This is a genomic window from Proteus mirabilis ATCC 29906 (assembly GCF_000160755.1).
Lineage (GTDB): Bacteria > Pseudomonadota > Gammaproteobacteria > Enterobacterales > Enterobacteriaceae > Proteus > Proteus mirabilis.
Map to the genome: position 1 here is coordinate 138,581 of NZ_GG668578.1, position 22,660 is coordinate 161,240.

The window sequence follows — 22,660 nt, forward strand, 5'->3', positions numbered from 1 at the left end:
CATAGGTGGTGATGGCAATGATTTATTCTATGGCGGTGATGGCAATGATTTATTTTATGGTGGCTCTGGAAACGATGTTATATACGGAGAATTGGGAAATGATGTGCTCTATGGTGATGATGGAGATGATATGCTTATCGATTATTATGGTGCTAATATGTTAGATGGTGGTAAGGGTAATGATCGGATCTGTGTAGCATCAACAGATAGAGGGCTTCCAGGTAGAAATATCATTCAAGGGGGAGAAGGTGATGATGAAATATATTTGGGCACAGGAACTCATCGTATAACAGGTGGACAAGGAAATGATGCCTTTAATTTTTTCTGTTATGAGGGAGTTGAAAGCAATAGCTCAATTTGGGATTTTGAAAAAAACAAGGATAAAATAACGTTGATCACTAGAGATTATAGAAAAATAGATATATCAAAAATGAAAAAAGTTGATAAGTTATCAGGAAGTAAAAATGAATTTTCATTAAATCATAACAAACCTTCCAATAAGACCATCATAGATGTTTCAACATCTTCTGACGACAATAAGTCCATTGTACATATAGAGATTGTCGGTATATTTAACCACGATGAACTCTTTGCGGTATAAATACATTTCACCATATGATTTGTAAAATTTTAAATTATTACTCTATAAATAACCATCAATTATTACATTAATAATAATCTAGCATAATATGCGTATAAATAATTAATAGTAATCAACTAAAAAACATACTAATAAATAGTGTGTTTTTATAAAATTTATTCCCATATATATCTCCATTAATTATAAAATTAAGAAATATAGAAAATTCTCTTTTGGTAAAAGGATTTAGTATGAATAGTTTTAACTCAATAAAAAAACCAACTTACTTCTATCTACCTGATGGTAAAATTGTTATAAATTATATGTATGGTTGGCCTAAACAACCACATAGTAATATCACCAAAATAACATATATATTCCCTGATTATGATAAAAAAAGAAATTACTCAAATAAAAAATATTCAGTAACAGAAAAAGATAGAATAGAATCAATAAAACATACCGCTAAAGTATATGAATTGACCTATCTTAAAGAAAAAAAAAGAAAAAGAAATCGCTTCATTAAAATATTATAGAAATAAATATTCAATAAGTAAAATAGCTGAATTAGAAAAAGATATAGAGGATATAGAAAATAGTATTAATAAAAATAAGAATAGTATACATCCTTATTTTTATAATACACAAACAACCATATATCCTCATCAACAAGAAGTTATTTCCGATATTCTTAATGAAATTGCCCATATAACACAAGCAAAGTTTATTGCATCTAATCCAAAATACGATGCCGATATAAAATTTGGTTTTTACGATGATTTTCATATTAATCATGGTTCAATAGAATTTTCATATACCACCAGAGGTTTTGCAACCTACCCTAGCGGGTATTCAACCCCTATAAAAAAGATAAATATTGATGAAACATATCAATACTCTGGAACTATATTTTTAAATTTATCATCACACCAATATTATAAGATAATACATCAAAATGATCTTGATAATTATATAAAAACAGAAGGTAATATTGGTGATGCTTTCAATTTTAAAGATAATGGTACTGTTCTGATAATAAAAAAAACCAATACTCTAATTGAAACACTAAAAAATAATAAATATCAGCCAGGTACATATCATTATAAAGTTGTTTTGCATGAAGTTGGTCATGCACTCGGGCTAAGCCATAGTTGGCAATACTTAGAATATAAAGATAAAAATCATGTATTAGCTTCATTGAAATATTCAGTTATGGGTTATGATATACCAACCTCAGAGCATGCTGATTTTGGTGGTCTTTATCCCATGACCTTTATGCTATTAGATATATTATTATTGCAACAACTCTATGGCGAAAATATGACTACACGCCTTGAAAATAATATCTATGGATTTCATTCTAATACGGGACGCGCCGCTTACTCCTTAAAAAGCATAGAAGATAAATTAGTAAGTTGTATTTGGGATTCGGGGGGAATTGATACATTAGACTTTTCCCTATATACCGTTAATCAAGTTATTAACCTAAATGAAGGTAGCTTTTCAGATATTGGCGGGTTACGGAGTAATATCTCTATTGCCTACAAAACGATTATTGAAAATGCTATTGGTGGATCAGGTCATGATACTATCATAGGAAATAGTGCTAATAATGAACTTATAGGTGGTGATGGTAATGATACTATCAAGGGTGGTTTGGGTAATGATCACCTCTATGGTGGTATGGGTAATGATATTCTCTATGGTGATATAGGCAATGATTATCTCTATGGAGGTATAGGTGATGATATTCTCCATGGTGGTATGGGTAATGATATTCTCCATGGTAGTATGGGTAATGATTACCTCTATGGAAATAAAGGTAATGATAAACTCTTTGGTGGTGATGGAGATGATACCCTTGTTGATTATTATGGAAATAATACATTCATTGGCGGTAAAGGCAATGATCTATTATTTTCGATATCAAAAGCAGGACGAAATGAACTTCAAGGTGGTGAAGGGAATGATATATTTTATTGTGGATTAGGTACTAATCTATTATATGGTGAACAAGGAAATGATACTTTTAACTTCTTATGCTATAAAGGCGCTAAAAGTTATAATTTAATTTTTGATTTTAATACGAATGAAGACAAAATTATTTTTGTTGATCAAAATTATAAAAAAATCGATATATCAAAAATGAAACGAGTAGAACAATTATCAGGAAATGAAAATGAAATAGTTTTACATAATGATATTCATACAAATAAAACCACAATAACTATTTCAACAGCCAATAACGACCATCATTCGACTATCTTTATAAAACTTGAGGGTATATTAAGTTACAATGATCTTTTAGATATATAAAGATATTATTCTAATTAACAATAAGGATTATGATTATATTGTAGTCCTTTTTTATTTAGATGTTCTGTTTTTTAGCAGTATAAAAATAATACATTATGTTATTTTTATTTTGTTTATTATTCACCAATATTATTATTACTATAGAAATAAAACAAACATCAAACATCAAACATCAAACATCAAACATCAAACATCAAACAACTTAACATAATAAATGATACATTAATTTTAAACAAACCCATTAATTAAATTAAAAATCAAACTTAAGTAAAATTTTCCTTTCAATTATAAAACAATAACTAACAATAGAAATCATCTAAAAATAAAATATAACTATACTTATATTCACCTCATTAAATTATTCTGACTTAAAACACACTTTACTTCACAATTATTTAAAAACTTATTTTACCCCCCTAGATTAATAATAATTAATGTCTATCTTTATCCTCAATGGCATTCGCCAGATAAATATATTTTCAGTATGAAAATAAACTTAACCTAAATTTATATCTGGAGGATATTATGGGATCTTTTTTATTAAAAAAAGCCGTTGGGTTATCTAATATTTCTGATTTATTAGATAAAAGCGGGATCTTCTATAACTATTCAACCAAAGTATTACCTTCTTTTGATTATGATACCGCAGGAAAACATATAGCCCGTGAAGATTCCACTTGGAATGGCAAATATGTTATTGGGCAACCCGCTGAGGTGACTTATTCATTCCCAAAATGGGAAGGCAAATTTAATCAATTTGGTAATAAGAATCCTTATGAATTTAATGAATTACAAAAAGAGCATGCAAGAAAATCTTTAGATGCATGGTCTGACATTGCAAATATTAAATTTACTGAAGTTGCTGTTGGGAATGTTGATGGAATGAAGGCTTCTGACGTAAAAACAGATATTACTTTTGGTAATATCTATGATCCCAATGGCACATTTCAGGCTTATGCAACATTGCCTAATACCTATGCTTATGGAAAAGATCTTTCTGGCCAAGCATGGTTTAGTGATTATCATTATGCAGGTAATACTACACCAGAATTGGGTAATTATGGTCGTTTAACTATTATCCATGAAATTGGTCATACACTGGGTCTTATGCATCCTGGTGATTATAACGCAGGTCAGAATGTTCCAGGTTATTTAAAATCTGATTATGCGGAAGATAGTCGCCAATATACAGTAATGAGCTATTGGGATGAATATGAAACAGGCGCCCACTTCCAAGGTGCTTATGCCGGAGCCCCTCTCCTTCATGATATTTCTGCTATGCAATATCTCTATGGCGCAAATACGACTACCAGAACAGGTGATGATGTATATGGTTTCAATTCAAATACTGGGATTGATTATTATACGGCTACTGATAGCAATGATAAATTAATTTTCTCTGTATGGGATAGTGGTGGTAACGATACATTTGATTTCTCAGGCTTCTATCAAGATCAACTGATTGATTTACGTGCTGGGAACTTTTCTGATGTGGGGGGATTACAGAAAAATGTTTCTATTGCACAAAATGTTACCATAGAAAACGCAATTGGTGGTTTTGGTAATGATATTATTCATGGTAATGATGCTGATAATACTCTTATTGGAGGCGAAGGAGACGATATTATCTATGGCCATAGTGGTAATAACACTATTTATGGTGGTCGTGGACAAGATACATTACATGGTGGCACAGGAAGCAATACCTTTATTTATAAAGAAATTGCAGATTCTTTAGTATCAGCCGCAGATAAAATAATGGATTTCAAAACCGGTATTGATAAAATTGATTTATCAACATTAATTCAAGATACATTTAGTAGCAAAATTCTTAACTTTGTTGATAATTTTACAGGAAATGCTGGCGAAGCAACTCTTAGCTATAATGAAGTAACCAATGCTTCTGAATTAGCCATTAATGCTTATGGCTATAATTATAATCCTGATTTTAAAATTGATATCGTAGGTTTTGTTAATTACGAAACTGATTTTATTGTTTAAGTCATAGTTGGGTAGGAGAAAGTTATTTCTCCTACTCTCTTTTGCTTTAAATGAAGCTATTTTGATATTCATAATAATAAATAAAGTGAAAATAGACGCTTCTTTAAGACCAACAAAAGATATTTAGTACTAAAAATAGACAAATTAAATCAGGAATACCACATGCCACAAATAAAATATAATAACGAGATAACAAGTATCATAAAAGAGAGACGAAAAGTTTTTCTCTCTATTGGGCTATTTACCGCTTTAATTAATATATTAATGTTAGTCCCTTCTATTTATATGTTACAAGTTTACGATCGAGTATTACCATCAGGTAATGAAATGACACTATTGATGCTAACAATCATTATGTTAGCTCTTTTTATCTTTATGGGAGGATTAGAATATTTAAGAAGCATTATTGTTATACGTATGAGTAATAAATTAGATTTATCACTTAATTCACGCATTTATACTGCAGCTTACCGAGAAAAATTAAACAAAATAGCGAATATTAATCCAACGTTAGCATTAACAGATCTAATTACTTTACGACAATTCATTACTAGTCATGCCATATTCACTTTCTTTGATCTACCTTGGTTCCCTATTTACCTTTTAGTTATTACTTTATTTAATCCTTGGTTAGGATTATTTGCACTTTGTGGTGCCCTTATCTTATTTGCTTTGGCTATCCTTAATGAATATCTATCTAAAAATCATTTAAAAAAAGCGAACAATTTTGCCAATCAAGCACAACTAATACAAAGTCATCATTTAGAACATCCACAGACTATCGAAGCGATGGGAATGCTTAGTCAATTACGTAAACAATGGCAAACCTCTCATTTCAAATATTTACAAGCACAAACACAAGCCAGTGATAATGCAGCTGGTATTAACGCTATCACAAAAGTAACACGTATGGCATTACAATCTTTAATGCTAGGTTTAGGGGGATGGCTTGCTATTGATAATACTATCAGTCCTGGAATGATGATTGCCGGTTCAATACTTTTAGGTCGAGCATTAGCCCCTATTGAGCAAGTGATCAATGTATGGAAAAGTTGGGATAGTAGTAAAGCAGCCTACAATCGATTGACAACTTTATTAAAAACATACCCTCAAGAAAATAAAAAAAATGGCCTTACCTAAGCCTCAAGGCCAATTACTTGTTAATATCGATGAAGCCGTGTATCCACACAGTGACAGAATATTACTAAATAATATCAATTTTGCTCTATTACCGGGAGATATACTAGGTATTATTGGCCCGAGTGCTTCTGGTAAGTCTTCTTTAGCAAAATTTATTGTCGGTATATGGCAGGTCAAAAAAGGCATTGTGCGATTAGATAATGCGGATATCTTTCAGTGGAGTAAAGAAGAAATTGGCCCACATATTGGTTATTTACCTCAAGAAATCGCCCTTTTCCCCGGCACTATCGCTGAAAATATTGCACGCTTTACTGAGGTTGATCCTCAAAAAGTGATCCAAGCCGCCAAAATGGCACATGTACACGAGATGATTTTACGCTTTCCTCAAGGATATGAAACCCAAATTGGTGCTCACGGTGAAGGATTATCCGGCGGACAAAAACAACGTATTGCATTAGCCAGAGCATTATATGGCGATCCCACGTTAGTTGTCTTAGATGAGCCAAATTCTAATTTAGATGATTTAGGTATTAGAGCGTTAACACAGGCGATCGAAACATTAAAACAGCATAAAAAAACCGTTATTTTAATTACCCACCAAAAACAGCTACTTTCTGTCACCAATAAATTATTAGTGATATTTGATGGAAACACCAAATTATTCGGTCCAACGGCGTCTGTTATTGCTGAATTAAATAATCCAACTATCACAAAAACGGCAAACACTATTTCTTCAACACCAGCAACCTCAAATAACGCTTAATTTTTCGGAATTGATCATGACTATAGAAAAAAATGTTATACCACTGTCAGAAAAAATTTCAGATGATCCAAAGAAATTTCTCGTTATTGGATGGACTGTGGTTTTATTAGGCTTAGCAATTTTTATTTTTTGGGCTGCTTTCGCGCCCCTTGATAAAGGCGTTCCTGCAATAGGAAACGTAGTAATATCGGGGAATAAAAAAAGTGTACAATCTTCTGTTGAAGGTATTATTACTCATATTTTTGTAAAAAATGGTGATCCGGTATCTGCCGGACAAACCCTGATACAACTAAGCCCTCTTCAATCTCAAGCCTTAGTAAAATCGTTATCAGAGCAATATGATAATTTACTGATCACTCAACAAAGATTATATGCTGAACTTAATCAACAAACTTCATTTAAATTAAATAATAACGAGAAATACTATTCATCTACTGAAAATAGAGAGAAGTTATTACTACAACAAAATCGTTTATTAAATGAAAAAAGTGCAGAATTAATAAGTGAAATAAATGGTTATAAAGCAGCTATCGATGGCATTACTAGTCGCCTAACCCATCTAAAGCGCTCAATTCAGAATAAAAAGAGTCAAATTAGTAATCTACAAAACCAGCTTAATGATTTACAAATTTTAGCTAATGAAGGATATATTCCTCGTCACCGATATCAAGAAATGATAAGAGAATTAGCTGAAAATAATAATCAACTTAACGAGACTTTTGGGCAAATAAGCGCATTAGAAAAGCAAAAATTAGAATATGAGCAAAGAATATTGCAACGTAATGCTAATTACTACCAATTAGCTCGAACAGAGCTAAATAAAATACAATTACAAATCAGTGAAACAGAAAAACAACTTATTATAGAAACAGATAAATTAGCTAAAATGGCAATTATCGCACCGATATCGGGTACTGTGATGGATCTTTCTGTTTTTACCCAAGGTGGCTTTGTAAAAACAGGTCAGACATTGATGGATATAGTGCCTGAAGATCATCAACTTGTTATTGAAGCGCGTCTTGCTCCGCATCTTATTGATAAGGTAACTCCTGGCCTTCCCGTTGATTTGATCTTTAGTGCCTTTAATCAAAATACCACGCCAAAAATTCCTGGTGAAGTAACGATTATTTCTGCCGATAGATTAATTGATGAACGAACAACTGAGCCATATTATCAAGTTCTTATTAACATAAAAGATTATACATTATTAGCAGATAATAAAAATAAATTGAAAGCAGGTATGCCCGTTGATGTATTTATTAAAACTGGCGATCGCTCATTATTAAATTATCTTTTCAAACCAGTATTGGATAGGCTCCATACTTCATTAACGGAAGAATAATGATGCTAATAAAAAAACTTTTTACACTTTTTTCCGTAGGACTCCTAAGCTTGCCAGCTTCAGCGGTTACACTGTCTGATCTCTATTTTTTAGCGATTAAACATGATCCCACATTTAATGCTGCGGTAAAAGAGCAAGTAGCAGGTAAAGAGTATGAAAATATCGGGTTATCACAATTGCTACCCAATATTTCTGTCAATTACAAAAATAATCCTCGCAACTGGCAACGTAAGGCTTATCCAATAAATATATTTCAGGATAAAATAACAACAGTTGAGTATCAAAACTATCAAAGCTATTCTGTCAACGCGATTATTAGTCAACCACTATTTGACTACACCGCATTTAGTGAATACAAAGCTTCTATCATTAAAACATTATTAGCAGACAGTCATTATCAAAATAAATTTTCAGAATTAATTATTCGACTTATTGATAATTATATTCAAGTTGCTTATACACAAGATAAATTATTGCTAAATCAAGCACAGCAAGAAATCTATCAAAAACAACTAGCTTCAAGTCAACGCCTATTTGAGTTAGGAGAAGGAACCAAAACAGATATTGCTGAAATAGAGACTCGTTTATATTTAACCCAGTCACAATATACCGATCTTCAATTAGAAATTGAAAAGGCTAAAAACAAACTCAGTGCTATGATCGGTTCACAATTGCCTACTCATGAGCACATCGCAAAGCTAACTGATACAAAGTTTGTTCTTCAATCACTGGCTCCCGATGACTATTCCACATGGGAAAAAAATGCTATACAAAATAACTTAAAGATACAATCTGCTCGTCATGAAATGGCGATAGCTAAACAAGAGATTGAGAAAAATAGAGGAGAATTTTTCCCAACAGTACAATTTTATGCGGCTTACTCTAGTAGTAATTCTGATAGTAATAATACCATTAACCAGAAATACCAATCTGCTAACGTGGGTTTTTATGTCAGTATGCCTTTATTTAATGGGGGTAAAACAACGGCATCAATGCGTCAGTCGACAGCAAAATATCAGATGAGTGCATTTGAAAGGGATGCTATTATTCAAAATATTATGCAGGAATTAAGATATCAATATCAAATTTGCTCAACGAGCCATATTAAATTGATGGCTTTTGAGCAAGCAGTAAGTTCCGCTAAGTTACAATTAAATGCAACAAGAAAAAGCTATGTTGGTGGTCAGCGAACGATGGTTGATGTGCTTAATGCGGAAGAGCTTTTATATAGAGCGCAGCAAGATTTAATCAAAGCCAAATATGATTATATTCAAGCTTGGGCATTATTACATCAATATACCAATACACTAGACATTGAAAAAATAAAAATTATTGAAAACTATTTTCAGTAGCTGAAAATATATATTTAATTTAACTCAATACTATAATAAAAGCCCTATAATTAATCAGGTTATAGGGCTTTGCGTCTATGATAGTTAGTCTAATAGATTACTTAGCTTATTAGCATATCGTATTTTCATCACTTCTTTTTATTACCGTACAACATTAATACACGGTGAGTAAGAGCAATTGATGCCAGACCGATAATACATTCAGTTAAAAAAATCAGCATAAATTCCCCCTATTCATGAGTACATTTTGTCTGGGTGGGGGTTCTGATAAAGTTAAGTGACTTGTCATATAGTGCTTAGCTAACTCCGTTCTAATGGACACATTTTAAACCTACCATTAAAACGACAAAGAGCAAAATATATTTACCGACAAATTCTGTTTTTTAATCTAGATCACATATAAATCACACGAAAAGCAAAATCGTAATACATGAGCAGTACTCACTGAGAAAAAACATCACAGCAAAATAAATATTAAAGCAATTCAGCTAATTAAAGAACACCAGCGTTAAATCGCCCTCTTTTTCTACTATCGGTTTTTCCTTTAATGTAGTCAATTTAGTCAAAATCTGCTTTCTATCAGGTCTGACTAAAACAATCGCTACCCCTTTATATTGGTTTGCTTCAATTAATGCTAATAGCTGTTCAAGGCTATAGTATTTATTTTTTACATCTGGGTAATTTAAACCATAAGCCAACTCACCTTTCGTCTCTGTTAAACGAATATCAGTCCGTTTTAGTCCCCAAGCAAGTGATGTACCAATACCAACTTCGTCCGTTAAAAGATACGATTTATTACTCAAAGGCTCATAATAACGTTGGATAATATTTTCCGGTGTACTTCTACTTTCTATCTTTTCTGGGATTGCATATCCAATAACTAAACTTAGTCCGATAGAGCAAAACATCGTTAAAAACTGTGTTTGTCTAAACAGCGCCCCCGCACCAATCACACTCCAAAATAAAAACCCACTTATTGCTAACACTATTTTTAACGTTTCATTCGTATCATAAAGCGCAAATTTGGCACTGTATAAAGAATAGATAACGGCTGATATACCCATTAGCCCAAAAGCAATATTGATAGATGCATTCACTTTGCTAATTTTCTCATCAGGTCTATCTTTTAACTCTTCGATATAGTGTGCAATTAAAATAGATAATGGCACAAAGCACGGTAGCATATAGGTTAATAGTTTTCCTTTTGAGGCTGAGAAAAAAGCAAAAAAGAGAGCAAACCACAGCAGAAAATAGAGTGTACCTTTTTTTAAAGAGAAAGCTGATTTTAATGCACCAAATAAAAAACCTAGCCAAGGCAATACACCCAATATAACTATCGGGATATAGAACCACGTTGGTTGTGAGCGAGCAGACTCTTTAGCAATAAAACGCTGTACATGTTCAACCCAGAAAAAATAATTCCAATAATCCGGTGCTTGTAATGCAACAGTAATCACCCAAGGTCCAGCTGTAATAGCGAGAGCTAACAATGCAATAGAGGAATAGCAAACCACTTCTTTAAAGCGAGCTTGACTAATTGCCATGACTAAAAAAACTAATGCAGGTAAAACAACCGCAATAAAGCCTTTTGTTAAAAAACCAAGTGCGCAAAAAAAGCCAATACCCATATAAGCAATTATTTTGCCCGTTTTATTCGGGGTCGATAACGCAACTAAAAATGAGTACATTGCAGCGGTCACAAACAGCGTCACAATAGGATCTAATATATTATAAGTACCTATTGCTAATACCAGAAAAGAAGATAAAAAAACGGTCATAGCATTAAAAGCAAGAGCGCTATTGCGCCAAACTACCATTGCCGCTTTATAAATAAGCCATCCTGTTAATAAGGTTGATGTTACTACAACAATACGCACCGCAAAATGGCTTTCACCAAATAGCCACTGAGCAATACAATTGATCCAATATCCTAAAACAGGTTTTTCAAAATAACGAATATCAAGAAGATAAGGCACTGACCAATTGCCAGAAACTAACATTTCACGGCTAATTTCAGCATAACGAATTTCATCTGGTTGCCATAACAGTCGCGTTTCTAAAGGAATAAAATAAGTTAATAAGATAAATAGGAAAAACAATAACCATTTATATCTTTCTGTCATCGCTATATTCATAATTCCTCAAATAAACGCACTACATTATTTATCAACATCAATTAGTCATAATATTTTATAAAAAATTCAAATATATTTATTAAAGCTTTATTAATAAAAAGAGAGAAATAAAAAAATATTATTAAAAATCAAATTGTTATCTTTTATTTTTTTACGTAAAAATACTCACAATTCCTTTATGTTTTTATAAAAAAAGGTTATCAATAATAATTTCCTTTTGGCATTTCTCGAATATAACTAATACCATTAGTAATCATTAAGAAAAACTAAAATATAAGTGAGCCACTATAAGCTTTAAAACCCAAAAAGCCAGCAATATGCTGGCTATAATGATAACTAAATTTTATTAAATACTATTGACTAAATTCTTTAAAAGCACCCATGGTATTGGACGCATACATCACAGAAGGGCCCCCTCCCATATAAATCGCGACGCCCAATGCTTCTGCAAGCTCCTGCTCTGTCGTCCCTAATTCAACTAGGGTTTTAGTATGAAAACCTATACAACCATCGCAACGATTAGCAACAGCAATGGCAATAGCAATCAGCTCTTTGGTTTTAGCATCGAGCACACCATCTTTAGAGCTTGCTTTGGTGGTACTCATAAATGACTTCATAACTTCAGGAATATTTTTAGATAATGCCCCCATATTCCCCGAGATGTCTGTTACTATTTCTTGGTACTTGCTCATTTTACTCTCCCTATAACAATATATATTTTTATATAATATAAAAATATAATATCATTTTATGTGATTTGATCAAGTGAAATTAAGTTTGTTATTTTATTGATTACATTAGTCATTAATGTTGAGGCTGAATAATGTCAATTCTTGATGAATGGGCGGAGCGCCACATTGAAAAGGCGTTGAAAAATGGTGAACTCTCTTCTTTGCCAGGAGAAGGTAAACCCTTGGTATTAGATGATAACAGTCATGTTCCTGAGTCTTTGCGGGCTAGTTATCATTTGCTTAAGAATGCCGGCTTTTTGCCCCCAGAAATGCAAGATAGAAAAGATGCATTATCTTTAGCCGAAATATTAAGTTCACTTTCAGAAACTGGCATCAAAGATGAACAGTTACAAAAAAAACTCACTTTACTCGAATTAAAATTACAACAGGCAGGAATGGACACACAGTTTCTACATACGGACTATGCAACCCAATTAACAGAAAAGTTAGCAACACATAAACACAAATAAGCCTATACATCCTTGTATAAGCTTATCTAAAGAATAATATTATCCCGCATGCGGTGAATAATAAATTGGCGATCCAGGCCCTACAGGTAAGTGGAAAACAAATACCCAAAGGTAGAATAACAGTGACCAACCAATTAAGAAGATAATAGAATATGGCAACATCATCGAGATCATAGTTCCAATACCCGTATCTTTCTTATATTTTGTGGCAACCGCTAAGATTAAACCAAAGTAACTCATCATTGGCGTAATAATATTCGTCACCGAATCACCTATACGATAAGCTGCTTGAATAGTTTCTGGTGCATAACCTGCCAGCATTAACATAGGAACAAAAATAGGCGCCGTTACTGCCCATTGCGCGGAAGCTGAACCAATCATTAAATTGATAAAGGCGCAAATTAAAATAAAGCCCAAAAATAGCAACCCACTTGGCATATCAATACTATTAAGTAAAGCCGCACCTTTAACAGCGATCACTTGCCCTATATTTGTCCAGCCAAAAAAAGCCACAAATTGAGCAGCAAAGAAAATAATTACTAAATAAAGACCTAATGTGCTCATAGAGTTTGCCATGGCATCGACAATATCTTTATCTGAACGCATAGTCTTAGCTATCCAACCATAAACAATACCGGGGATAGCAAAAAATAAGAAAATGAATACAACAATGGATTTTAAGAATGGTGAGTTACCAATTAAACCTGTTTCTTGGTTTCTTAATATGCCATTTTCAGGTACGACAGTGAATGCCAGAATGATGGCCATCACAATAAATGTTCCTGTTGCTGCCCATAGTGCTTTTTTCTCAAGAGGGGTAACTTGCGCAGCATTTTTTAGATCAGTTTCTTCATCATCTAATTCATTACCATTATAAGGCCCTAACTGAGGCTCAACGATTTTTTCTGTGATGATGTAGCCTAAAAATGTAATTAAAAAGGTGCTGACAAACATAAAGTACCAGTTTGCTTCCGCACCAACAATATAGCTTGGGTCAATAATGCGTGCTGCTTGTTGTGTAATACCTGATAATAATGGATCGATAGTCCCTAACAGTAAGTTAGCTGAATATCCGCCAGATACTCCCGCAAACGCAGCAGCAATCCCCGCTAATGGATGACGACCTAGCGAATGGAAAATAATTGCCGATAGCGGGATCAAGACAACATATCCTAATTCAGCTGCAGTATTTGACATAATACCTGCAAATACAATGGCTAATGTGGTCATTTTGCGTGGAGCTTTCATAACCACTAAACGCATAACGGCTGATAATAATCCCGCTCGTTCAGCTATTCCGACACCGAGTAAAGCCACCAGTACGGTTCCTAAAGGAGCAAACCCTGTAAAATTGGTAACAATATTAGCAAGAATACGTCGTATACCATCAGCATCAAGTAAACTGATAATATGAATATAACCATCTTCAGCGCGCCCTTTAGCGCCTTCTGGTCGTGGATCTTGTACTGTAACGCCGAAGTATTCACCAACCGCTGAAGATACAAGTAAAATAGCAATTAAAATAATAAATAAAATAACGGGATGGGGGAGTGCATTTCCAAGCCATTCCACTGTGCGTAGAAAACGACTTCCTCCCTGTTTTTTTGTTTGCATGATTTATCCTTTTTATAAAAAAACAGAAAATGCACAGTACACAACCAAATTTGTTTTTACTATCCGTAAATACCTATCATATAAATGATATTATCTAAAATTAACACTCAAACAATGAAAAAAAATATAATTTAATTAATATTAAACAATAAGTTAAAAAACATACCATCAATTATAGATAACAAACATTAAAATCAATTTATAATATCTAAAATTAAAAAATGCGCGCAAGTTAACACTTTTTAACATTTTAAAGTCTATTTATTAACCTTTACAGAACTAAAAACTCCTTAAAAAGTACATAAAAAGCTTCGAATACTCTAATAAACCTGATAATAACGGCTGAAATTACTATTTATAGTCACATCATTACAAGAATTAACTAAGAGATGTTAAAAAATAAGTCTATTTGTGACTAAGCGGTATGATAATAAAATAGGAGAAAAGCCTAATAATAGCGTAGTAAATAATAGAAAAATAATAAATGGGTGTATTAGAAGAGATAAAATAAGTCAGCTTTCAACATAAAAAAACGGCAAGGTTGCCCTTGCCCTACCAATAAGGTAATCAATCAAAGAAATGTAATATCTAGCAAAACATCAATATGTCATATCGACTGAATATCAATAATGAAAAGCATCAGGTGTTGCTTGAGCAATAACATAATTACGTTTATCTATTCCTTTATTATTTAATGAAGGCTTTTTTACGTAACAATCCTCAAAAAACCAATAAATGGGTGTATTCAAATAGAGAGCTAACAACACTAAATGTCTGAGATCTATTTTGTTCATACCTCGTTCATAGCGAGAAAACTGTTGCTGGCTGACACCAATTTTTTTAGCCAGCTGCATACCGGTATAACCCAGCTCTTTACGTTTTTTTTGGATCTTTTTACCTACAGAAGCATTTACATCTATATTCGCAAAATCAAAATTCATCATCATAATATTCACCCACTATCATGATTAAGGCATGGTTAAAATAATTGAACCGGAACCGGAGAAACGACCAGGAGCTACCCGTCCATTCGTGCGTAGCGTTGAACTCACAGAGACTGGCGCTGAACCGCCTGCTGGAACATTTACCGTAACGCCTTTTTCACCAGGATAATTGTTTAGATATAAATCAGCATATAAACTCTTATCTGCACGCAGAGGTACCCGCCCACTATCAGAGCCAGATGCGATAACCAACACTTTCATTGCTAAATTACAGGTTACATTGATTGTTTCAGAGCGCTTAGCACCACTTAAACTAGCTTCATCAATATCACCATAGTTAAGGTTCACCGCACCTTCAGATATTTTACAAGCACCCACTGGTGGTGGTGCGATACCGCATAGTGAACCTGGTAAGAGTTTTCCTCGAGGTGATATACCACTTGAATTCGGTTGATAAAATAATCCCACACACTCTTGATTAGAGTTTAATGAAGGCCCTCTGTGGGTGGTTTGCCCTTCAATAGGGAATGATCTATTTTTAAGTACTACATCACGAACTTCAGCTAAAGTACGTAGTTTTTCAATTCGAGCAATCTGAAATGCAGGATTTCCCCCAGTACCATTTACTGTATGTTTATGGTTCACTGTGACATAACACACAGGCCAACCATAACAAGGATTTAATATTCCTGAGGTTTCTGGATCCCAACGCTCAATAACATAAGTGTAAGTGGCGTTAGAAGGTGTCCCTGTTGATTCTGTTATATAAGAAAAAATAGAGGCCATCGCAGGTGCTGAGAAAAGCCCCGCTATTAAGATAAATATCGCCGGAAATCGTTTAAATATAAACATGTAAAACCTCAATCTTCATTATCAGTCATAATTCAAATAGAAGGTGGCTATTGCACTAAAAGGACCACGTTTAATCGACTTATTCGCAATCGCATCCGGCTCACCTTGAATAAAGGCATAAAAATTCAAAATAGTGTCACCCGCAGTTAATGACATCTTGTCTGTTTCTTTATTTATAGGTAGAGCATTACCATTTTCAGACTCTAATCCCACCGCAATACCAGAAGCTTGGCTGCCCGGACTTATTGCCAAAAATCCTTCTCCTGCCATTGCTTGATTTTCCTCTCCTTTAAAGGTTATTTTGACGCTTTTACCGATTGAGAGATCGCATTCTGACAGACGTAATTGAAATAACTTGCTTGGCGTTCTTTTATAGGCATAAAGGTTTTTATCAGGAATATTGCCAAAATCGAGTACCACGGTTTCATCACCCGGTTTTATGGTACAAGGCTCATCAACTAATATGCCGTGAAAATAGAGGTTGTCCGGTATTGCAAAAGCCGCTGAAGTTAACCCTATGGATACAGATAGACCCAATATGAACCGGATCGATAATGTTTTTATTTTCATCAAAACGCTCCTATTGGTATTCTGCTAATAAGGTGGCTGAGACTTCAAATGCCCCTTCAGGCAATGTACTTCCCGGTCTTTTTACTGGAACAGCTTGAATAACCGGAGGCGAATCTGGTGAAATCGCAATACGCTCATTTAGCTTAAAAGGCTTACCATCTTGAGTTAAATGAATACCTAAATCTGGAATATTGGTTTGCAATGCCGCCTCATCAAACTGGGTTTTAGGTCCGATAATTGATAATCCCAAATCCCAACCTTTTAAATTAGCGTCGCATACCAAGGTATAATTCACCGATTCGGTATAGTTAATACCATCAACTTTATTAATACCGACGTTCTTACCAAAAAAAACCTCAATTCGTTCGTCATTGCTGATAACACAAGGAGGTGGCACTAATAATGTTCCGAATAATTTTAAATTAGGCGAGTCGGCCGCCATTACTGCTGTAGAATTTAGTAATATAATCAGACAAATAGATTGCAATTTATTCATCGTGTTGCCCCTTTACTGATAATCTACATGAAGTGTGGCATTGGCAACAAAATCTCCACCAACTAGTGTTTCTCTATTATCACGCACAGGGATCGCTTCTAGTTTAGGCAAATTGGGATAGGTAAATTTAACCGCTGAGCCTAATCCTAATAATTTACCTTGATAAAGAATGCGTACCCCTAATCCCGTAATATTAGTTTGTAGGGCATTACTATCGAACCCTGTTGCATTACCTGTTATATAGACTTTCATGGCGTTAGTCGGTCTTTTTTGGCAAGTCGCGGTATATTCGATAGGTTGCTTATAATTGCTATCATTAATACGCGTACTCATTACTTCACCAAAATTCACCTCGATCATCTTGCCGTCATTGATTAAGCAAGGAGGTGGAGCGATGACGTTTCCAGTAATATTGATATAAACAATCCCGGGGGTCGCTCTTATTACTGCTCCTGCAGGTAAGTTAGCAACAGCAGTAGAACTCAGGCCTCCAGTAAATGTTGCCAGAATAAAAACCAACACTGCCTTGCTTGGGCTAAACCACTGTTCCATAACCATAAATCAGACCTATTTAGTTTCCAGCTGCCGTTTCTGTTACTTTGCATTGATTGCCACTACAGGTGAATTTCATCTGAGGGCGACCGCCATAATCATTGATGTAGCTCAATACCGGTGAAGCACCAAACATGGAAGCACTCAGATTTATCGTGCCGCTACTTTTAGGTGCGATCATTAATGGTTCAAAGCCATCCAAGCTTTTTCCTTTCAAACTGGTTAATCCATCGACTAATGTCACATAGTAAGGCGTTGGATTATTCACTTCGAAGCGATCACCTTTTTTAGTTAAAGTGATCTGCTCTTGCCAAGGATTGGTTAAATCCGTTTGCGAGGCATAGATTGATGCAGGACGATAAAATAATTTGATCCGCGTTTGTAATGCAATTTGCAGTACATTAGGCTTATTACTACGTGGTGGAATTTCACGTAGGTTAAAATAGAAAACACTTTCTCTATCTTGTGGTAATTTGGCTATATCAGGTAATGATTGCACCTTAATCTGACTTTTATCACCCGGTTCAATACGTTGGATCGGGGGTAAAACAATCAGTGGGCTTTCAATACGTTCGCCGTTTTCATTTTCCATCCAGCCTTGAGCAAGATAAGGCAAGTCCTTATTTTGATTGCTGACATTTAAACTAATCGATTTTTCGGCACCATTAAAAATGACACGAGTTCGATCTAGCGCAATGGCAGCAACAGCTTGATGAGTAAATGCCATTCCCATTAACAAAGTGGTTGCAACAATGCATGAGCGTTTTAATAACATCATCTTTAATTACTCTTTGTCTGAAGTTGTTTTTATCTTTATTTCCTGTTCCTTAACCTTAACGAGATAGAAACTTCGTTTTAGGTAAGGAGACTTCTCTTTGATTGAAAGTAGAGGTTGCTGTGCCATCATCACTACAGGTCAATGACAGTGATGAAATTTGCACATTCTCCACCAATGTTGGAATAAGTACTTTGCACTGCTCTTTACCACTCCAACGAACACTCAATACATCCCCGGTATTAATACCGGTTAGATAAACATTTCCACCATCATTAATGATGCCTAACTCACGCCCTTTTTCTGTTGTGACACTGGCGCCAAATGGTGGGAAGGTTCCATCTTTTAACCGAATAACCGCCATGGCTTTTTGCCCTTCGATAACATCAAATCGACGGTAACCAATCGCCCCTTCGGTTAGGGTTAATTGCTGAATTGAGCGTAATGCTTCGACATTTTCAGGTAATCGATTAAGATCGATACTCGCGCTACTACGGTAGTAATCATTAATATCTGGCAATACCGCTTTACCAAACATATTGGTATGGGAAATCGCACCAAAATTCTTCACGGGAATATTAGCGATACCGTCTGTATCAATAAGTAAGCGAGTACTACCTGTACGACTAACGCGGTGTAATGCTCCACCTTTCGGCGTAAGTGTGGCACCACCTTGTAGCGATAAAGTGGCAGAGGTATATTCACCATTGATATGACTTGCACTGGCGGTGACTAAGGCCGCATCAGCATAATGCATAAAATAAGCATCGGCTGAAGGTTTACCATTGCTACTTACCCCAGCGCCAACACGATAACTGCTATTGTCATCAATTCGATCGTAATAGCTGACATTATGAGAGTTACCGCTCTTATTAATGACAGTGTTGTAACTGATGGTCGCACGATCACCCCAAGGCATACTGACATTCATATAAACGCCATTATCATTGGTGCCATTAAATTTATTACGGAAAGCGGAGAGACTAAAATTGATATTTTTAAAACGACCAATATCCGCGCTTTTCGCTAACGATAAGTTGTAATTATCATTAGTTGGCTTATTCCAATATGTTTGGTGACTATAGTTTAAGTAAGTACTCAATCCCCAGTCAGGAAATTGCTTACTAAACATAATGGTATAAAGTTCTTTGTTATTATCAGCATTACCATCGCGATAGCGACGCTCTAAATACTGATCCATGGTCATAAAGTCGCGTTCTGAGAAGCGATAACCAGCAAAGGTGACTTGGCTATTAATAGCTTCAAAACGTTTTGAATAACTTAATCGATAAGAGCCACCGTTATAACGCTTATCATCACGAGGAATTTTTGCCCAAGAGTGAGTAGCATCAAAAGAGAGAGCACCAAAAGCCATTAAGTCACGGCCGATACCCGCAGACAAGGCGTTATAATCACCCGCAACAATTGAGCCCCCATAAAGTGACCAACCGTTACTCACCCCCCATGAAAATTCCCCCATACCAAAAACGGGGCCTTCGGTATTATGGTCAATATTAGAAGGTTTACCTGCCGAGAATTTATATTGCACTCGTCCTGGTCGAGTTAAATAAGGAATACTTGCCGTATCCATTTGAAACTCTTGTACAGAGCCATCTTGCTCTTCGACACGTACATCTAATTTACCGCTAACGGCATCATTAATATCTTGAATACGAAATGGTCCTGGAGCAACTTGCGTCTCGTAGATCACTCGACCCTGTTGGCTAATTGTCACTTTGGCATTGGTTTTTGCTACACCTGTGACTTCTGGCGCATATCCACGTAAATTAGGTGGCAACATATTGTCGTCAGTTGCGAGATGAACCCCGGTAAAACGGAAACTATCAAAAATATCGGAGCGCGAGTAAGTCTCTCCCATGACAAAGCGCGCTTCCCATTGAGGGATAGCTCTATAGAGATAGTATTGATTCCATTTCCAGCTGTTTTCTGTACTTTGAGGGATCCCTGTCGTATGTTGGTAGCTCGCTTGCCAATCAGCGCGAAAACGCCAAGCACCTAAGTTCGCCCCTAAAGTACCTAACCCCGTCACTTGCTGACGTTGTTTTCCTTTAGCAGGATCAGTCACATTGGCATTGACGTTATAATCAAAAAGTATCCCTGAAATACCGTCATCCCAACGAGAAGGCGGATCCCAGTTTGGTGCTGAATACTCCAAATAAGCTTGAGGTATCGTTAATAATAAATTACCACTACCTAAACTGGCATTTATTGTCATTCCGGGAATAGATGATGTATCAAGGCAAGTTTGATTATCGTTAAAACGAATTTTATCAAGCCACTCTGGTTTTAGTCCTAATTGACGAACTAATTCAGGAGGTAAGCAAGGTTCACTTCCTTTGGGATCATCTGCAGGTACAACATAATTAATGTTGTAGATATCGGGAAGTTCATTATTATTTATACGAACAACAAATTCGTAGCGCCCTGGCATAATATAGCCAGCTCGAGAGAAATCAGATAAATCGATATTTTGTTTATCTTTAAGATCTAAAATATCAGCATTAAACTCAATATCGCTATTCGCTAAAGCTGAATTTGAAAGACTGGATGCCCCAGTAACAATTAAATAGATCAATATAGCAACAGGCCGAATAGCATGCTTTTTTCTCTTTTCTCGCTTCTCTAAACAAACGGTTTTGAATGATCTAACCATAAATTATCCAACCCTGATCCATTTAATAGTATTCCAGCTTAAAGCGCAGCGTCGTACGGTAATTCCCCGCTTTTGGCGTATCGTTGTTTTTGACTATTCGAGCTTGGTACAGCAATGCCATTGACTGCGAATCAATGCCAACGGGCGGTAGGGGTTGTCCTGGAATAGCTTGTCGACCATAACGATCCGCTATCGCTAATGAAGCACCTTTGGCCTCACCGGATAACTCAAAGTTGCCATTTCCATTAGAAGGACCATCGAACGTTGCGATAAAACGTGGATTATCCGCTTCTTGCCCTTTCTGGCTAATTAGCGTACAGTCCGTTAATCTGATAGAAAAATATTCAATCGGTCCTTGACCTTCAGTGACTAACGTTGGGATAGATACCGTCGTTAGCGGGATCACTTGATCACTACTTCCCGCTGATATTGCACATGACGGCTCTAATATGGTTCCTTGTAGATTGAGCCACCCAAATCGCTGATGCATGTTTTTATCTTGTTTTACATCACTGGCTATCGTTGACGCAGTCACTAAACTGGCAACAAGGCATAGCAATAGTGGTGCCATCTTGCGATTCATATTTTTCTCCGTTAGTAAGAAAAATCATTAAAAGTAAAGACAGGAATTAAAGCTCTGTACTTCCTTGTACAGAACTTATTTTTTCTTACTGATAAGTCAGTGCGAAAGTTGCGATTGCAGTAAAGTCACCTGGAACAGCAGCTTCAGATGCAGAACCTTGTAAATAAGCAGCAAAGTTCAGATCATTGTTACCATCACGCAGGTTTTGAGCAGCACTTGGGGTGCCTAATTTGATTTGTTTACCACCCGCATCGGTGATAACAACAGCTGCATTTTTAGCGATACCTTCAATGCCTAAAGAACCTTCTAAAACTTCAGTTGCTTCAGAGCCAGTGAAAGTTGTTTGAACAGTTTTGTAAGTCTCTGTAGTACAATTTTCTAAAGAGATTTTAAAGTCACGAGAATTACTACGGCCACCATCTTTTAATGCAGCAGTAGAAATTTGACCTAGTGGAACTGTTTGATTTTCAGTATCAGGAGTAATTGAGCAAGGAGCATCAATGATTGAACCAACAAATTTAACAGTACCATGACCTTGATCTGCAGCTAAAGCAGAACCCGCAACAACAGATAAACCTAAACCAAGAACTAAAGCTAATTTATTTAATTTCATCTTTTTGTTTCCTGAAATATAAAGGATGAAGACATCTAAAATAATTAATTCATTTAGGATTGGATTATTCCTAATTGAATGGCTCATTTATTGAGCTCGGGAATTTTGGTATATTTAAGTCCACTTCAAACGCCACGAAATATCGTTAGAAACGAAA

The 22,660-nt window shown here is 35.1% G+C and carries 17 protein-coding genes and 2 pseudogenes; 7 read left to right on the plus strand and 12 right to left on the minus strand.

The features are described 5' to 3' along the window. From HMPREF0693_RS08780 to HMPREF0693_RS08810, 6 genes and pseudogenes are all read left to right on the plus strand, one after another. A partial coding sequence (locus HMPREF0693_RS08780; protein WP_004244905.1) for a calcium-binding protein occupies positions 1-601 on the plus strand: 601 nt, incomplete at its 5' end. Positions 602-831: 230 nt separating this feature from the next. Further along, positions 832-2,896 (plus strand): annotated as a pseudogene (locus HMPREF0693_RS19740) (M10 family metallopeptidase). Between the two features lie 525 nt (positions 2,897-3,421). Then, positions 3,422-4,897, plus strand: a complete 1,476-nt coding sequence (zapA, locus tag HMPREF0693_RS08795) for a serralysin family metalloprotease ZapA (RefSeq protein ID WP_004244908.1) — start codon at positions 3,422-3,424, stop codon at positions 4,895-4,897. 162 nt (positions 4,898-5,059) lie between these two features. Next, positions 5,060-6,800, plus strand: a pseudogene (locus tag HMPREF0693_RS18925) (type I secretion system permease/ATPase). Positions 6,801-6,816: 16 nt separating this feature from the next. Then, the gene (locus tag HMPREF0693_RS08805) at positions 6,817-8,142 is read left to right on the plus strand and encodes an HlyD family type I secretion periplasmic adaptor subunit (protein ID WP_004244911.1); all 1,326 of its coding nucleotides are present in this window, start codon (positions 6,817-6,819) and stop codon (positions 8,140-8,142) included. Further along, complete coding sequence (locus HMPREF0693_RS08810; protein ID WP_004244912.1) at positions 8,142-9,494, plus strand: TolC family outer membrane protein; 1,353 nt, start codon at positions 8,142-8,144, stop codon at positions 9,492-9,494. Before HMPREF0693_RS08805 ends, HMPREF0693_RS08810 begins: the two co-directional genes overlap by 1 nt. A gap of 488 nt (positions 9,495-9,982) precedes the next feature. On the opposite strand, the gene arnT is transcribed toward HMPREF0693_RS08810, so the two are convergent. Both arnT and HMPREF0693_RS08820 read right to left on the minus strand, forming a co-directional pair. Continuing rightward, positions 9,983-11,617, minus strand: coding sequence for a lipid IV(A) 4-amino-4-deoxy-L-arabinosyltransferase (gene arnT / locus HMPREF0693_RS08815; protein ID WP_223842451.1), 1,635 nt, complete (start codon positions 11,615-11,617; stop codon positions 9,983-9,985). 365 nt (positions 11,618-11,982) lie between these two features. After that, complete coding sequence (locus HMPREF0693_RS08820; RefSeq protein ID WP_004244914.1) at positions 11,983-12,321, minus strand: carboxymuconolactone decarboxylase family protein; 339 nt, start codon at positions 12,319-12,321, stop codon at positions 11,983-11,985. A gap of 131 nt (positions 12,322-12,452) precedes the next feature. Between HMPREF0693_RS08820 and HMPREF0693_RS08825 the strand changes: the two genes are divergently transcribed. Continuing rightward, on the plus strand, positions 12,453-12,830 hold the full coding sequence (locus HMPREF0693_RS08825) for a DnaJ family domain-containing protein (RefSeq protein ID WP_004244915.1): 378 nt from the start codon (positions 12,453-12,455) through the stop codon (positions 12,828-12,830). Between the two features lie 39 nt (positions 12,831-12,869). On the opposite strand, the gene HMPREF0693_RS08830 is transcribed toward HMPREF0693_RS08825, so the two are convergent. The 10 genes from HMPREF0693_RS08830 to mrpA form a co-directional block, all read right to left on the minus strand. After that, on the minus strand, positions 12,870-14,444 hold the full coding sequence (locus tag HMPREF0693_RS08830; protein WP_004244916.1) for an AbgT family transporter: 1,575 nt from the start codon (positions 14,442-14,444) through the stop codon (positions 12,870-12,872). A gap of 623 nt (positions 14,445-15,067) precedes the next feature. Beyond that, the gene (gene mrpJ / locus HMPREF0693_RS08835; protein WP_004244917.1) at positions 15,068-15,391 is read right to left on the minus strand and encodes a transcriptional regulator MrpJ; all 324 of its coding nucleotides are present in this window, start codon (positions 15,389-15,391) and stop codon (positions 15,068-15,070) included. A gap of 21 nt (positions 15,392-15,412) precedes the next feature. Further along, complete coding sequence (gene mrpH, locus HMPREF0693_RS08840) at positions 15,413-16,240, minus strand: MR/P fimbria adhesin subunit MrpH (protein WP_004244918.1); 828 nt, start codon at positions 16,238-16,240, stop codon at positions 15,413-15,415. 21 nt (positions 16,241-16,261) lie between these two features. Next, positions 16,262-16,810, minus strand: a complete 549-nt coding sequence (locus HMPREF0693_RS08845; RefSeq protein WP_004244920.1) for a fimbrial protein — start codon at positions 16,808-16,810, stop codon at positions 16,262-16,264. 10 nt (positions 16,811-16,820) lie between these two features. After that, entirely contained in the window at positions 16,821-17,306 is a 486-nt protein-coding gene (locus HMPREF0693_RS08850; protein WP_004244922.1) for a fimbrial protein, read from the minus strand. Positions 17,307-17,318: 12 nt separating this feature from the next. After that, on the minus strand, positions 17,319-17,864 hold the full coding sequence (locus HMPREF0693_RS08855) for a fimbrial protein (RefSeq protein WP_004244923.1): 546 nt from the start codon (positions 17,862-17,864) through the stop codon (positions 17,319-17,321). A gap of 13 nt (positions 17,865-17,877) precedes the next feature. Beyond that, positions 17,878-18,636, minus strand: a complete 759-nt coding sequence (gene mrpD / locus HMPREF0693_RS08860) for an MR/P fimbria assembly chaperone MrpD (RefSeq protein WP_004244924.1) — start codon at positions 18,634-18,636, stop codon at positions 17,878-17,880. A gap of 55 nt (positions 18,637-18,691) precedes the next feature. After that, on the minus strand, positions 18,692-21,307 hold the full coding sequence (mrpC, locus tag HMPREF0693_RS08865) for an MR/P fimbria usher protein MrpC (RefSeq protein ID WP_004244925.1): 2,616 nt from the start codon (positions 21,305-21,307) through the stop codon (positions 18,692-18,694). A 22-nt stretch (positions 21,308-21,329) separates the two neighbouring features. Beyond that, a complete protein-coding gene (gene mrpB, locus HMPREF0693_RS08870) occupies positions 21,330-21,878 on the minus strand; it encodes an MR/P fimbria assembly terminator MrpB (RefSeq protein WP_139149873.1) in 549 nt (182 codons plus the stop codon). Between the two features lie 97 nt (positions 21,879-21,975). Further along, positions 21,976-22,503: an MR/P fimbria major subunit MrpA gene (gene mrpA / locus HMPREF0693_RS08875; RefSeq protein WP_004247325.1), complete on the minus strand. Its 528-nt coding sequence runs from the start codon at positions 22,501-22,503 to the stop codon at positions 21,976-21,978. Between the last annotated feature and the right edge of the window lie 157 nt (positions 22,504-22,660).